General features: G+C 67.1%; 14 protein-coding genes. 9 read left to right on the top strand and 5 right to left on the bottom strand.

The window, feature by feature from the left end; all coding sequences use genetic code 11:
• From OHZ10_RS34335 to OHZ10_RS34315, 5 genes are all read left to right on the top strand, one after another.
• Nucleotides 1–1,599: an MBL fold metallo-hydrolase gene (locus OHZ10_RS34335; RefSeq protein ID WP_226196798.1), complete on the top strand. Its 1,599-nt coding sequence runs from the start codon at nt 1–3 to the stop codon at nt 1,597–1,599.
• A 65-nt stretch (nt 1,600–1,664) separates the two neighbouring features.
• A complete protein-coding gene (locus OHZ10_RS34330) occupies nt 1,665–3,101 on the top strand; it encodes a serine hydrolase (RefSeq protein WP_342706405.1) in 1,437 nt (478 codons plus the stop codon).
• A gap of 7 nt (nt 3,102–3,108) precedes the next feature.
• Nucleotides 3,109–3,552, top strand: coding sequence for a GNAT family N-acetyltransferase (locus tag OHZ10_RS34325; protein ID WP_256087429.1), 444 nt, complete (start codon nt 3,109–3,111; stop codon nt 3,550–3,552).
• The gene (locus tag OHZ10_RS34320; RefSeq protein WP_342706404.1) at nt 3,549–4,796 is read left to right on the top strand and encodes an MFS transporter; all 1,248 of its coding nucleotides are present in this window, start codon (nt 3,549–3,551) and stop codon (nt 4,794–4,796) included. Before OHZ10_RS34325 ends, OHZ10_RS34320 begins: the two co-directional genes overlap by 4 nt.
• A 95-nt stretch (nt 4,797–4,891) precedes the next feature.
• Nucleotides 4,892–5,710 (top strand): aspartyl/asparaginyl beta-hydroxylase domain-containing protein, encoded by an 819-nt coding sequence (locus tag OHZ10_RS34315; protein ID WP_340626065.1) that lies wholly within the window; start codon nt 4,892–4,894, stop codon nt 5,708–5,710.
• A 329-nt stretch (nt 5,711–6,039) separates the two neighbouring features.
• On the opposite strand, the gene OHZ10_RS34310 is transcribed toward OHZ10_RS34315, so the two are convergent.
• Complete coding sequence (locus OHZ10_RS34310) at nt 6,040–6,192, bottom strand: ATP-dependent Clp protease proteolytic subunit (protein WP_226196796.1); 153 nt, start codon at nt 6,190–6,192, stop codon at nt 6,040–6,042.
• 880 nt (nt 6,193–7,072) lie between these two features.
• Nucleotides 7,073–7,414: a hypothetical protein gene (locus OHZ10_RS34305; protein ID WP_155627348.1), complete on the bottom strand. Its 342-nt coding sequence runs from the start codon at nt 7,412–7,414 to the stop codon at nt 7,073–7,075.
• Between the two features lie 19 nt (nt 7,415–7,433).
• Between OHZ10_RS34305 and OHZ10_RS34300 the strand changes: the two genes are divergently transcribed.
• The 4 genes from OHZ10_RS34300 (at nt 7,434) to OHZ10_RS34285 (ending at nt 9,913) form a co-directional block, all read left to right on the top strand.
• Nucleotides 7,434–7,763, top strand: coding sequence for a hypothetical protein (locus OHZ10_RS34300; RefSeq protein ID WP_342706403.1), 330 nt, complete (start codon nt 7,434–7,436; stop codon nt 7,761–7,763).
• A 12-nt stretch (nt 7,764–7,775) separates the two neighbouring features.
• Nucleotides 7,776–8,597 (top strand): DUF2491 family protein, encoded by an 822-nt coding sequence (locus tag OHZ10_RS34295; RefSeq protein ID WP_059241792.1) that lies wholly within the window; start codon nt 7,776–7,778, stop codon nt 8,595–8,597.
• A gap of 57 nt (nt 8,598–8,654) precedes the next feature.
• Nucleotides 8,655–9,425, top strand: a complete 771-nt coding sequence (locus tag OHZ10_RS34290) for a hypothetical protein (RefSeq protein ID WP_226196792.1) — start codon at nt 8,655–8,657, stop codon at nt 9,423–9,425.
• A 236-nt stretch (nt 9,426–9,661) separates the two neighbouring features.
• The gene (locus tag OHZ10_RS34285; protein WP_059241788.1) at nt 9,662–9,913 is read left to right on the top strand and encodes a hypothetical protein; all 252 of its coding nucleotides are present in this window, start codon (nt 9,662–9,664) and stop codon (nt 9,911–9,913) included.
• 21 nt (nt 9,914–9,934) lie between these two features.
• Here OHZ10_RS34285 and OHZ10_RS34280 read toward each other — a convergent pair whose 3' ends face one another.
• From OHZ10_RS34280 to OHZ10_RS34270, 3 genes are all read right to left on the bottom strand, one after another.
• The gene (locus OHZ10_RS34280; protein WP_342706402.1) at nt 9,935–10,813 is read right to left on the bottom strand and encodes a hypothetical protein; all 879 of its coding nucleotides are present in this window, start codon (nt 10,811–10,813) and stop codon (nt 9,935–9,937) included.
• A gap of 73 nt (nt 10,814–10,886) precedes the next feature.
• Nucleotides 10,887–11,990, bottom strand: coding sequence for a porin (locus OHZ10_RS34275; protein ID WP_342706401.1), 1,104 nt, complete (start codon nt 11,988–11,990; stop codon nt 10,887–10,889).
• A gap of 97 nt (nt 11,991–12,087) precedes the next feature.
• Nucleotides 12,088–13,599, bottom strand: a complete 1,512-nt coding sequence (locus tag OHZ10_RS34270; protein ID WP_174993886.1) for a PTS transporter subunit EIIC — start codon at nt 13,597–13,599, stop codon at nt 12,088–12,090.
• Nucleotides 13,600–13,803 lie beyond the last annotated feature (204 nt).

Here is a 13,803-nt window from a genome sequence, read left to right as displayed (position 1 = left end):
ATGACCCAGATCTACCTGAAACCGAACGTCGTCTTCGAACCGCTGATCAATCAATGGTATGCGTGGACGTTCCTGCTGCAGCCGGCGACCTGCGCGCTGGTGATGAAGCAGGTGCACCTGCGCATCATGGAGTCCTTCATCCGCGCGCCGGAGCTGCACCGGCGTTCCGCCGCGAAGATGGCCGGCGGCCCGTTCCTCAACGGCGGCCGGGAGCTCGTGCCGGCGGTCGATGCGCTGATCCGCGACACCCGCACGCGCGCCGCGCCGCTGCTGGCGCTGGCGGACGCGCTGCGCGAGCTCGACGAGCTGCTTGCACGGGAAGGGGGCGGCGATACGCTGTCGCCGCTGTATGCGCGGGTGCCCGAGCCGTTGAAGGGGTTCGTCGAGCTGGGCTACGACCTGCGCGGCCACGCGTCGTACCGGCTGTTCGAGCGGTTGCTGTACGACAGCGCCGGCTATCTCGACGCGCTGCAGAGCGTGAACGGCTTCCTCGCGACCAGCGACGACCGGAGCTTCATGCTCAGCACGCCGCGCTTTCCCGACGAGCACATGGTGCAGATCCGCCTGCCGTTCCGTGACGCGCTGTACGACGAGCTGTTCGCGGCCCGCCACGCGGGCGCCGCGCCGGACCTGATCGACCGTCTGCTCGCGCATGCGGAGGGCGGTGCCGCCCGGCGCGCGGCGCTCGAAACCTGGTTCACCGACGCGCCGCCGCCGCGCCCGCCGTCGGCACCGGCGCGCGCGGGGCAGCAGCCGGTGCGGGTGCGCTACTTCAACCATGCGACGGTGCTGGTCGAAACCGCGGAATTTTCGCTGCTGACGGATCCGATCGTCGGTTATCCGCTCGGGCAGGGCGAGGATCCGTTCACGTTCGCGGATCTGCCCGAGCGCATCGACTACGTGCTGCTGACTCACAATCACCAGGATCACATCGTGCTCGAGAGCCTGCTGCAGCTACGGCACCGGATCGGCACGCTGGTGGTGCCGCGCAGCCACGGCGGGTTCCTGCAGGACCCGTCGATCCGGCTCGCGCTCGAGGCGTGCGGGTTCGAACGAGTCGTCGAGGTCGGCGAGCTGGACAGCGTGCCCGTGCCGGGCGGCGAGATCGTGGCGCTGCCGTTCCTCGGCGAGCACGGCGATCTGCATATCGCCGCGAAGATGGCCTTCGCGCTGAAGGTGGACGGCAAGAGCATGCTGTTCGCGGCCGACTCGAACAACCTGCAGCCGGAGCTGTACCAGCGCATCGCGCAGCGCATCGGCCGGATCGGCACGCTGTTCATCGGCATGGAGTGCGAAGGCGCGCCGATGTCCTGGCTGTACGGCGCGCTCCTGAACGAGCCGCTCGGGCGGCAGTTCGACCAGAACCGCCGGCTGAACGGCTCCGACTGCGAGCGTGCGTGGCCGCTGGTCGAGTGCTTCGCACCGCGCCAGGTGTTCGTCTATGCGATGGGCGCGGAGCCGTGGCTCAAGTTCATCTCCAGCATCGAATACGCGCCGACCTCGCTGCCGATCGTCGAATCGGACAAGCTGATCGCGCGCTGCCACGCGCACGACATCCAGTCCGAGCGGCTGTACCTGAAGAAGGAAATCATCCTCTGAGCGCGGGCGGCCGCGCGGCCGCCTGCACCGTCTCGTCGAATCGTCGAACCAGGAAAACATTCCCCATGCCGGATCGTCATCCGTCCCGTGTCGCTACCGTCTTCAAGATGCTCGCCGCCACCGCCGTGCTGCTGCTGGTGATTGCCGCGGGCGTGCTGTATTGGGCGCTGCCCGCCGCGACCGGCTATGCGTCGCATTACCTGTGCGTGCGCGTGCTCGCCGGCGGCGACGGCAATGCGCGCGCCGTGTTCGCGCGCGAAGTGAAGCCGATCAATCCGTTGTTCAACTTCGTCACGTACCGGATCGACCGTGCGCGACAGACCGTCGAGGCCGCCGGGCTCGGCGTGCTGCGCGCGACGGTCGCGCTGTACCGGCCGGGCCTCGGCTGCACGATCGCGCCGGCCGACGCGCTCGACGCGTTGCGCATACAGGGCCGCGGCCTCGCGCTGCCGCCCGCCGCGGCCGATGCCGACAACGTCGACCCCGCCGGCGATGCTGCGCCGTCCGATGTTCCGCCGGCGCTGCGCAGCGTGCTGGAGCGCGCGGTGGCGGAGCCGTCGCCCGGGTCGCTGCGCAACACGCTGGCCGTGGTCGTGCGACAGGACGGCAAGCTCGTCGGCGAGCGGTACGCGCCGGGCGTCACGGCCGACACCCCGTTGCTCGGCTGGTCGATGACGAAGACGGTTACCGCATTGCTGGCGGGCGTACTGGCCCGCGACGGCAAGCTGACGCTCGCGCAGGATCGCCTGCTGGACGACTGGGCATCGCCCGGCGATCCGCGCCAGGCAATCCAGTTGCGGAACCTGCTGCAATGGACGAGCGGGCTGGACTACCAGGAAGGCTATCTGCCCGGCTCGGACACGACGAAGATGCTGTACCAGTCGACCGACATGGCGCGCTTCGTCGCGAGCCGGCCGCTGAAGGTCGCGCCCGGCCGCGAGGTGGACTACCAGAGCGGCGGCAGCGTGCTGGTCGCGAAGATCGTCGCGCGGGCGGTCTCGCCGCAGCCGCTCGACATCGTGCCGTTCGCGCGGGCGCGGCTGTTCGAGCCGCTCGGCATCCGCACCGCGATGATGGAGCCCGACGCGTCGGGCACGCTGGTCGGCGGCAGCTACATGCTGGCGTCGGCGCGGGACTGGTCGAAGCTCGGCCAGTTGATCCTCCAGCACGGCGTGTGGCATGGCACGCGCATCGTCGATCCCGACTGGGTGCGGTTCATGGCGACGCCCCAGGCGGCGCGGCACGACGGCCGGCTCGGCGCGCATCTGTGGCTGAACGCCGGCGTCGGTGGCGCGCGGCGGTTTCCGTCGCTGCCGGAGGACGTGACGATGATGGACGGCTTCAATCACCAGCTGGTGGTGATCGTGCCGTCGTGCCGCGCGGTCATCACCCGGCTGGGCGCGACGGTGGACCGCAGCTGGGACACCGAACGCTTCGTTGCCGACGTGATGGCGAGCCTGCCAGGCTGCACGGCCCCGGCAACCACGACTGCTGCGAGGTAAGCGAATCATGACGATCATCGTACGTGACGCGGTGGCCGCCGATATGCCGGCCCTGCGCGAACTGTTCCTGCACTCGCGCCGCGAGACTTTCGTGTGGCAGCCGGCGGGTGCGTTCCAGCTGGCCGACTTCGAGGTCCAGACGGAGGGCGAGCGGCTGAGGATCGCCGAGGACGGCGGCGGGCGGCTTGCCGGCTTCGTGTCGGTCTGGGAGCCCGACCATTTCATCCATCACCTGCACGTGTACCGGCCGCGCCACCGCAGCGGCGTCGGCCGGGCGCTGCTGCGCGCGCTGCCGGGCTGGCCGGCCACGCGCTACCGGCTCAAGTGCCTGCGCGCCAACGCGCCGGCGCTGGCGTTCTATGCCGCGTGCGGCTTCGTCGAGATCGGCGCCGGCAGCGCGGAAGACGGCGAGTACCTGCTGCTCGAGTCCGGCGGCAAGGACGGCCGATGACCGTCCACCTGCGGTACTGCCTGCAGCAGGCGGCGTTGTGGGGCACCTTCGGCCTCGTGCTGCCGGTCGTCACGCTGTTCCTGCTGCACAACCATTTCACGCTGTTCGAGATCGGGCTTTACGCGGCGCTGTTCAGCCTGTCGACCATCGCGCTGGAACTGCCGTTCGGTGCGATGGCCGACCGCGTGGGCCGCATCCGGACCTATCGCATCTCGCTGCTGATGAACAGCGTCGGCTGCGCGCTGATGCTGTGTTTCAGCCAGAAGCCGATGCTGTACCTCGCCGCGGCGAGCTTCGGCGTCGCGCGTGCGATGAGTTCCGGCACCGTCGACGCGTGGTACGTCGGCCTGCTGCGCGAGCACGGCGAGACGAAGCGGATTCCGTATTTTCTCGGCCGCGCGGAGCTGGCCTCCGCGCTCGGGCTGGCGAGCATGTCGCTGGTCGGCGGCGTGCTCCCGGACCTGATCGGCAGCCGCCTGTTCGACAACCCGTACAAGATCGGCCTGGCGCTCGCGTGCGGTCTGTTCATCGTGCTGCTGGGCCTGACGTCGTGGTTTTTCGCCGAGGCCGAGCAGGCGCCGCACGAGGCGGTGCCGGCCGGCAGGATGCTCGACGATCTTCGCGAACTGGTCCGGTTTGCGTGGCATGGCGGCGCGGTGCGGCCGCTGATCCTGCTCTGCATGCTGCTCGGCGGCGTCGTGTCGGTGCTGGAGAGCTACTGGCCGGTGGTGTTGAAGACGCTCGTGCCGACGCATGGCGCGACCTGGGCGTTCGGCCTGTTCCTCACGCTGATGCTGGTCGTGAAGGGCGCGGGCGGCTGGGCGTCGTATCGCGTGATGAAGCATTGCGCCGCACGGCCGGCGCTCGCCGTGACGCTGCCGTTCGCCGGGCTTTCCGTGAGCCTCGTGCTGACGCTTTGGGCGAACCACGTGGTCGCATTCGGCGTCGTGCTGAGCGGGGTCGCGCTGTTCCTCGGCATTGCCGGCGCGGTGGTCAACGCGGTGCTGCATCACCGGACGCCCGATGCGTTGCGATCGCGCGCCGTCTCGTTCTTTTCGCTGGTGTTCCAGCTCGGCAGCATGATCGCGTCGATCCTGCTCGGCTACCTGGTCAGCCAGTGGGGCGTGCAGGCGGTGTGGTGCGGCGTCGGCGTGCTGGTCGCGGCGGCGTCCGGGTACGGCGCGTCGATCGGCGGGTGGGCTGCCGGCCCGGTGGAAGAGGCGAAGGCGACGGCGCGCGTGTAGGGCCGGGCGCGCCGGTTCGATTCAGGTGCGATGCGTCATGCGGTAGCGGCAATCTTTTTCGTTTTGTCACCCCACGATAGCCAAGGAGAGCGACTTTGAAACAGGAGATGCACAACGCGATTCACGAGACGCTGGATGCGCTCGTGTCGCAGTACGGGATAGCGGAGCTCGAACGCGTGATCGAGTTCGTCAACATCAACACGGGGCGGGTTCCGCTGCCCGAGTTGCCGAAACATCAGCGGCCGTTGCTGTTCTATTTCCCGGGGCTGGACGGGAAGCCGTGGTACGAGGCGTCCGATTATCCGGAGCTCGAGGCGTTCACGTCGACGATCGAGGCGTCGGTCGACGTGCTGCGCGAGGAGTTTCTCGCGCAGGTGACCACGCCGATGCTGCTGCCGTACGAAGAGCAGGTGGCGGGACGGTTCGAGTCGATCCGGCGCAACGACTGGGGGTCGTTCTATTTCCGGCGCAAGGGCGAGCCCGAGGTCGAGGAGAATTGCCGCCGCTGCCCGCACACCGCGGCGCTGATGCGGCAGGTGCAGGATTTCCTCAGCCCGAGCGGCGCCTTCATCTTTTCGGTGATCCAGGGCGGTACGCGGATTCCGCCGCATTCGGACACGACGAATCTCAAGCTGACCTGCCAGCTTCCGCTGATCGTGCCGCAGGGCTCGCGGCTGCGCGTCGGCGACGAGACCCGCGAGTGGCCGGACCGCCGCGCGATCATATTCGACGACACGTTCGAGCATGAGAGCTGGAACGACAGCGACGAGCCGCGGGTTTGCCTGCTGGTCGATATCTGGCATCCGGGAATCACGCGTATCGAGCGGGACGCGGTCGAGCGGCTCGACGCGGCGATCAGCCAGCATCTCGGGCTGGATTTCCGGCCGCCCTGGGCGGAAGCGGCCGCGGCGTAACGCGGGGAAGGGCGGCCGGCGGCGGTCGCCTTTCGATCATCGACCGATAGCGGTCCGGCCGGGCCGCCGCGCCTGGTTTTCGACGCACGCGCCATTCGTGAACAATCGGAAATGCGCCCATTGCGGCGCCGTCAGCGATTCGCGATGCGTTTGTCGATTTCCGGTTCGGACGACACGATTTTGATTGCCGGCCTGTATTTCGCCACCCCTTCCGCGCTCAGCCGGAAATCCCACGCGGTATCCGGCGTCATCGTTTCCATGGATTGGTCCGTCGCCCGACGAAGAGGCGATTCGGCCTGTCGCGCATCCTGACGATTTCATCGCGGCAACTATCCCGGGTCGCCAGCCGCGCTGCGTGACGCGGCCGGCGGCCGATGCAGCAGAAAGCGGGTCTTGGCCAACGTTCGGCGATCTTCCTTCCTGGCTGCCGCTTCAATCCACGCGCCTGCGCTTGCCAGCCAGCCAGCCCCATCCGAAGGCAATGCCTCCGGGTTCGATAAAACGGATCGTCCAGGGAAATAATCCGCCGGAATGATGCATTCGGGGTCAAATGGTCGCGCAAGCTTCCTTCAGACTTGTTAGGATTGTAGGCGCGGCGAAAGGGGGGCTCGGCTCGCGTATCGCACGGCATGCGCAACCGGATGGCGCCGGGGCGGTACGAAAACCCGCGCATGACAACGGGCCGGAACGGCAACTGAGAGACCGGCGACTGGCCCGAGCAGACTCAATTTTGAACCACAAGGACGTCAACAACATGAAGGCCACACGCCTCCAGGTCGCTGCGACACTGGTCGCTTTCGCGCTCGCTACGGGATGCCCGGCGCCGATCGCCTTTGCCAAGAGTTCCGGTTTCAGCTCGAGCCGCTCGTCGTCCGGATCGAGCTCCGGGTCCAGCCGTTCGTCGTACAGTTCAAGTTCCAGCTCCAGCTCGAGTTCCAGCCGGTCCTCCTACGGTTCGAGTTACGGCTCCAGCTCCAGCCGCTCCTCTTACAGTTCCAGTTACGGGTCGAACTCCAGCCGCTCGACTTACAGTTCGAGTCCTAGCTCCAGCTCCAGCCGCTCCGATTACAGTTCGAGTCCCGGCTCGAGCTCCAGTCACTCGACTTACAGTTCGAGTCCCAGCTCGAGCTCCAGCCGCTCCGATTACAGTTCGAGTCCCGGCTCGGGCTCCAGTCGCTCGACTTACAGTTCGAGTCCCAGCTCAAGCTCCAGCCGCTCCGATTACAGTTCGAGTCCCGGCTCAAGCTCCAGTCGCTCGACTTACAGTTCGAGTCCCGGCTCAAGCTCCAGCCGTTCCTCTTACAGTGCGACCCCCGGCTCCAGCAGCTCATACAGTGCGTCGAACTACAAGAGCGCTTCCGCTTATGACGCACCGGCCCGTTCGTCGGCCAGTCCGTCCGATGGGTCCGGCACGTCCGGGAAGTCGGGGTTCAGCAGTTCGGGCTCGAAGAAGGTCATTGCCGCGACTGCGCTGGGTGGGGCGCTGTATGCCGCCCAGTCGAGCCGTGACGCGGCTGCGACGCTGAATTCGAGCGAGTCGTCGCACAGCGGCAGTGATGGCAGCAACGCCAGCAACAGCAACTCGCCCGACCACGGCACGTCCAGCAATCCGCATTCGTACGGGGCGCGAAACGACGCGCCGCCGCCGCCGTCGTACAGCGCACCGCCACCGCCGGTCGCGGCACAGCCATCCAATGGCAGCAACGGGCTCCTGCTCGGCTATATGCTCGGGCGCAGCAGCGCGCCGCGCGAAACGGTCGTCGTGCAGCAGCCGGAGAGGCGCGCGTCAGATTCGGGCAATGCGTCGGTGTATCGGCACGCGCCCGACGACGATGCGACGCCGGATGCCGAGGTCGCCGCATCCGATGTCCAGCATGCCCAGGCGGCAAAGGCGCCGGCAAAGGAACGCAAGAACGTGTGGCTGGGTGCAGTCGTGGTGTTGGGCGGCCTTTTTCTCGCCGTGTGGCTGGTCGTCGCGCTGTTCAGGCGTGCGCGCCGCGCGTGGTTGGAGCGGAAGGCACGCTACATGTCCCACACCAACTACCGCCTCTGAGAAACGACGCACATGGGAATTCTTGAACTCGCTCGCCGTATCGGCGGAAAGCGCCTCGACGATCTTGCGCGCGCGCAGGTCGATCAACCGGAGCGGGTCGACACCGGGCTGCCGTTCGGCGCGCGTATCGGCGGCATGATCGAGCTGGTGCTGGCCGATTTCGCGCTGCTCGAAGGGTCGCTGCTGGTTGTGCCGCCGGCTGTGCAGATGCCGATCGTCGCGGTCAGCCGCCTGCATGTCGACGCCGATGCGGATCTGTCGATCTTCCGGCTGTACACGGATACGGGCACGGACAGGAACGGGCAGGGTGCGTTCCTTCAGGTCATGACCGGCAACGATGATCCCCGGGATGTGCGCGAAACCGCGTACTACCAGTTCCTGTATCGCGAATATCCGCTGACGGCCGAGGAACAGGACGCCTTCCGCGGCCACGGCTACGGCCTCGGGCAGGACCGCTACGACATGGATCGCGACGAGCTTGCCCAGATCGCACACCTCGCCACGCAGCCGGCACGCGTCGATGCGCTGCTCGGCGGCAACGACGCGATCGGCTTCGAGCGCGATGCGCCGGGCGGCGACTACGTCCGGCCGTGGACGGCCAGGGAGCGCCGGCTGGACGACGGCGTCGGCCAGAAGGGCGTCGAGAAGACGCATTCGTTCATGCAATACGTGCGGCGCCTGCCGGCCGGCCCGGCGCAGGAAAGTGGCCCGATCGAGCGCCTGTGGATCGATTTCGAGCATGTCGAGACGATGGACGGGCGTCCGGACGAGGCCGTCTGGGTCGACTATTTCGCCGGTCTTGCCATCGATCCGCTGCGCGTCAAGGTTTTCTGAGGCGCGAAGCCGCCTCGATCCGTTCGCAACCCGCAACCCGCAACTCGCAACTCAAGATTGACCAAGGAGCACACCATGTCTGGCTGGAAACTCGTTTCGTCGCTTCTCGCGAAACACGTTGGTACCGTAGGCGACCGCCTCGCGCAGCAGATCGCCGCATTCGATCCGGAAACGGCGACGCAAGTCGACCGCGACAACCTTCAGGCGAAGCTGCACGAAGTGGCGGTCAAGCTGGCCGAGGCCAGGCAGAAGAACGGCGCTGCGCAGAAGGCGGCCGCGGATCTGAAGGCGAGCATCGACGGCGACATGAAGGCGGCGGTCGTGCTGATCGACAAGTTCGAAAAGCAGGAGATCAACGAGCTGACCCTGACGCAGTTCACCAACGATCTCGAGCGTCGCAAGCAGGATCTGCCGCGGCGTCAGGCCGAAGCGGACGGCGCCCAGCAACTCGTCGATACGCTGCAGGAAATTCTGACGACCGTCGAAACCCAGGTGAACGAGTTCGACGCGAAAGCGCGTGCGGCGATGGCCGACCTCGCGCAGGCACAGGCCGACCGCGAGCGGGCGCAGTTGATGCAGCAACAGCAGGATGAACTGAGCCGGCTGCGTGCGGGCACCGGTGGCGCGTCGACCGGGCTCGGCGCGTTGCAGGCGGCGGCCTCCCAGGCGCGCGTCGCCGCGGATGCCGCGCAAACGGTGGCGGCCATCGGGCAGAAACCGCTCGATCAACAGGCGGCGGTCGAAGAAGCGCGTCGCATCGCGGCAGGCGGAGCGGCCGCGGGTTCGGAGTCGGCGGTCGAGCGCTTGCGCAGGCTCTCGCAGTCGTAATCGACGAGGCCGCGCGCCGGCGATGACGGCGCGCGGCTCGGCGGGGCCAAGGCGGTGGCGGTACGGCGTGCCCGGATGCCGCGCTTCCGGAAACCGTCGCGCGCAGTCCGGTGACGTCGCGCAGGCGTGCATCGGCCGGCGAACCTGCAAAGTTGCGTCATGGCCGGCGTCGAGGTCGGGCGGCACGGGAATCGGCAAGCTGCTATGCTCGATTGTCCTCACCGGAGAATCGCCAAATGAGACGCTTGCTCCTGCTCTGGAAAACCGCCCGACGCGACCTGCGCGTCCTTTGGACCGCCCTGAGCCACCCTGATCGTCCGGGTTGGCTGATTCCCGTGCTCGGGCTCGTCGCCGTCTATGCGCTTGAGCCGTTCAATATCGCGATACCGCTGCTCGGTCTCGTCGACGATGCCGTCCTGGTGCCGATCGTCCTGCACCTGATCGTCCTCGGGCTGCCCGTTTCGCTCCGTAGCGCGGCCGTACGGTAGCCCGACACGCTCACGCGTCGCTCAGAGGCTGTCCAGAAACGCCTGCGTGACCGCAACCCACGGCCCGTTCCCGTCATTGTTCGCATCGTATTCGACAGCAGGATTCTGGCCGCCCCAGATGATCAGGCCGGCCGCGCTGGTGCTTCGGATCGTGTTCAGCATGCTTTGCCAGGTCGACGCGGGAATCAAGGTCGTGTTCTGGTCGTAGTACTGCGGCCAGACGTACGGAAACACCGGATGCGTGCCCGTGCTGCTCTGGCGATCGATCGTCCCGGTGGTGGCGAGGTCGGCGTTGAGCTGCGGGGCCCATGCCGCGCCCGTATACGGCGATGTCCCGTTGGCCTTCACGTATTCGCTCGGGAAGTACGCGGTCCGGCCGTTGTTGAGATCCATCAATTGCGCGATGTCGCGATAGGCGCTGGCTGAATCCACCGTGCTGATGTTGGCCGCATTCGCGAGCCCGTACCACCCGAGTACGCGATTGGGGCGAATCGCCTGGGTCCATTGCTGGAGTTGCTTGAGGATCGCGAACCGGTTGGCAATCGTCGCCGTGCTGCCGGTCAGGTACAGCTTTTCGCAGTCGAGCACGAGATAGCCGGCCGAGTCGGCCGGCGTCGGATCGTACGTGTTGACCAGTGCCTCCCAGTCGCTCTGCGACGGCAGCTTCACCGTGCCCGTCGATGCATCGTACGTGAGCGGCTGGCAGTAACGGGCCGGGATGAAGTTGGTCTTGACCGCGCCGTGTCCGAGCGAGACATCGGCATAGGCGGTGTTGTCCAGCACGGTAAACGACGATGCGGCATCGACGTCGCGTGGATGGGTGACCGCAAGCGCGATCAGTGCTGCCGTGCCGACGCCGGCTGCGACCAACGAGCGCGGGCGGATGGATCGGGAATGCATGGTTCGACTCCAGGTTGGCGAGGTGGAAGAACGTGGCGCGATGCGCAGGGACTGCGCCGACCGGCCACGCCGGCTAGAACACCGTCTCGATGCCGGCATAAACGCCGGTTTGTCCATGGCCCGGCGCGGGGTTCGTGCCCCAGCCGGCGTTCATCGGCCCGAGCCCCGGGCTTTGTGGATTGACGCCGAAATTGGCGTTGGCGCTGTTGAACACGTGCGCGGCCATGCTGTACAGGAAGGTCCGCTTCGACAGGTCGTACATGCAGCCGACGCCGACCATCGTCACGCGCGACTCGCCGTCGTGATCGGCGGTCCACTTGCCGGGGCCGACCTTCATCGTGTAGGCCGCACCCTGCAGATGGAAAAACGGGTTCACGTCGTATGTGAGGCCGGCCCACCAGAGGTCGGCGCGATCGGACAGTCCTGCCGGCGTGTCGGGTGCGGAGTAGTGGGTGTAGGCGGCCTGCACGCGAAACGGGCCGAACCGGTCGCGCACGCCGACGAACAGCTCGCGCGAGTAGCTGAACAGGTTGTTCTCGATACCCTGCGCGTTGCGGATCTCGTCCCACACCACCCGCACCTGGAAGTCGCCGTGCGTGTAGGCGCCGCTGAAGCCGTCCGCGCGCCCGGCCTTGCCCGCGTTGGCCGGATCGCCCGCATTGAAGCTCGTCGGGCTGTTGCCCAGGTTCAGCTCGGCGTCGAACGAGAAGCCGTGCAGGTCGGGCGACAGGTAGCGGATGCCGTTGGAGAGGCGGGAGCCGTTCCGGTAGGCGACGAACGACTGGGCGCCGAAATTCTCTTCGAGCAGCGGGTCGTATTCCCACACGTAATTGTTGAGCATGGGCCCCTGGCCGAAGCGGATCGTGCCGAAGGTGTCGTTCTTCAACCCGACCCAGGCCGCGCGCTGGAAGATCAGCCCGGCGACCAGCGAACCGGTCGGCGTGAACGCCGACTCGAGCCAGAACAGCGCGTGATTGCCGTTCCCCAGATCTTCCGTGCCCTTCAGGCCGATGATGTTGACGCCCCAGTCGCTGCCTTGCGACCAGCGCGACGCGGCCCCGTGCGACGTCTGCACGCCGCTCGTGTACTGGACGTCGCCGCCCAGGCGCCCCCATAGCAGGACGTTCGATTGCGCATGTGCGAAGGTCGTTACGAAGCATGCAAGCGCGAAAGCCATTCCGCTTTTCATGTATTTAGCTATCCATATTGAATGGGGCGATAAAGAGACGACCGACTCCGGTGCGACCGCCTTGTCTCGATGCCGCGCGGCGCGCTCAGTGCGGCTGCCGTACCGGCAGCGGCCCGTCGGCGAGCGGTTCGGCGCGCTGCGGGGCGGGCCGGATGAACTGTCGCCGCTGATCCTGCGTCAGCCCGAAGAACCACGTGAGCACGAAAGCCGATGCATAGGCTGTCGCCGTTGCGAGGCAGTAGACCGCGACGCTGCTGCCCAGCCCCATCGGCCCGGTGACGAGCGGAATCAGCATCAGGTTGGCCGGGCCGATCGTGGTCGCGCCGACAAAATCGCCGTGACTGGCGAAGTACCCGAGCACGAGCGCGCCGATGCCGCCGCCGATCGACGACGTGACGAGCGGGCGCCCGAGCGGCAGCGTGACGCTGTAAAGCAGCGGCTCGGATACGCCCAGCATGCAGGTCGGCAGCGTGTCGCGGATCCGCTGTTTCAGGCCCGCATCCTTGACGCGGAAATAGAGTGCGAAGGCGGCGCCGGCTTGCCCGCAGCCGGACATCGCGAGAATCGGGAACAACGCGGTGAAGCCGTACTGCGCGATGAGTTGCGCATGAATCGGGATCAGCGCCTGATGCAGGCCGAACATCAGCAGGCCCACGAACGATGCGGCGAGGATGAACGCGGCCGGCATGCCGCCGACATTCAACAGCAGCGTGGTGAGCTTGCTGACGCCGTTCGTCAGCACGTCGGCCACCGGCATCAACACGAACAGCGTCGCGACGCCCGCGACGAGCAGCGACACCGTCGGCGTCACCAGCGTCTCGATGGCCGGCGGGACCCGCGTGCGCAGCTTGCGCTCGACCAGCGCGACCAGCACGCCGGCCAGCAGCGCGCCCATCAGTCCGCCCTGGCCAGGCCGCAGCGCGATCTCGCCGAGCAGCGGCAGCGTGAACGCGGGGAGCTTGGTCAGCGCCGGCACGATCATCACGCTCGCGGCCGCGCCGCCGAGGCTCGGCGTGCCGTCGAATTCGCGCGCCGCATTCATGCCGACCTGGATGACCAGGAACGCGAAGAACGCGGTGCCGATCGTCGACGCGACGGTGGCGAGGAAAGTCAGGTCGCTTGCGCTGTCGGGCGGCGAGTGCCGGGCCCAGAGCAGCAGCAGGCCACCCAGCGCGTTGATCAGCCCCGCGCCGACCAGCGCGGGAATCAGAGGCGTGAAGATCGCGGCGATGCGGCGCAGGAATCCGCGCACGGCGTGATTGCCGCGCCGGGCGGGCGCAGCCGGCTTCGCGGCGGGGGCGTCGTCTTGCGGGCGCGTGCCGCTTGCCTCGTGTTCGCTCAATGCCTGCGCGAACGCGCCCCAGACCTGTTTGACCGCGCCCGGGCCGATCACGACCTGCAGCGGATCGCCGGTCACCACGCCCAGCACGCCGGGCAGTTGCCGCAGCGCGGCCGGATCGGCGAGCACGGGATCGGCGAGGTTGACGCGCAATCGCGTCATGCAATGCGTGTGATTTCGCACGTTCCGTGCGCCGCCGATCGCATCGAGAATCGCGTGGGCCAGTGCCCTGAACCGTTCTGCCGTCTCTGCCGCCATGCTTGCTCCTGTCGAATACCGAACCGCCCCGGTCCGGGGGCGGATACATTGAACCGTCGATATATTGGAACGTACCAATTCATATATTGGTTGGCAATAGGTAGTTTTTGAGAAGCTGTCCAGAGGTCGAGTGCATAGCTTTTCCGTCCTGGAGATAACAGGGGCTGGATCGTGTGGAGCGCCTTTAATCTATTTATTATCAGT

Origin of the sequence: Burkholderia arboris, assembly GCF_038723655.1 — a bacterium.
GTDB lineage: Bacteria > Pseudomonadota > Gammaproteobacteria > Burkholderiales > Burkholderiaceae > Burkholderia > Burkholderia arboris.
This window is presented reverse-complemented; position numbering and strand designations above follow the sequence as displayed.

Bases quoted from the DNA above. Each gene is read 5' to 3' on its own strand.
- OHZ10_RS34335 (WP_226196798.1), top strand. From the start codon at position 1: ATGACCCAGATCTACCTGAAACCGAACGTCGTCTTCGAACCGCTGATC.
- OHZ10_RS34330 (WP_342706405.1), top strand. From the start codon at position 1,665: ATGCCGGATCGTCATCCGTCCCGTGTCGCTACCGTCTTCAAGATGCTC.
- OHZ10_RS34325 (WP_256087429.1), top strand. From the start codon at position 3,109: ATGACGATCATCGTACGTGACGCGGTGGCCGCCGATATGCCGGCCCTG.
- OHZ10_RS34320 (WP_342706404.1), top strand. From the start codon at position 3,549: ATGACCGTCCACCTGCGGTACTGCCTGCAGCAGGCGGCGTTGTGGGGC.
- OHZ10_RS34300 (WP_342706403.1), top strand. From the start codon at position 7,434: ATGCTCGGGCGCAGCAGCGCGCCGCGCGAAACGGTCGTCGTGCAGCAG.
- OHZ10_RS34295 (WP_059241792.1), top strand. From the start codon at position 7,776: ATGGGAATTCTTGAACTCGCTCGCCGTATCGGCGGAAAGCGCCTCGAC.
- OHZ10_RS34285 (WP_059241788.1), top strand. From the start codon at position 9,662: ATGAGACGCTTGCTCCTGCTCTGGAAAACCGCCCGACGCGACCTGCGC.
- OHZ10_RS34280 (WP_342706402.1), bottom strand. From the start codon at position 10,813: ATGCATTCCCGATCCATCCGCCCGCGCTCGTTGGTCGCAGCCGGCGTC.
- OHZ10_RS34275 (WP_342706401.1), bottom strand. From the start codon at position 11,990: ATGGCTTTCGCGCTTGCATGCTTCGTAACGACCTTCGCACATGCGCAA.
- OHZ10_RS34270 (WP_174993886.1), bottom strand. From the start codon at position 13,599: ATGGCGGCAGAGACGGCAGAACGGTTCAGGGCACTGGCCCACGCGATT.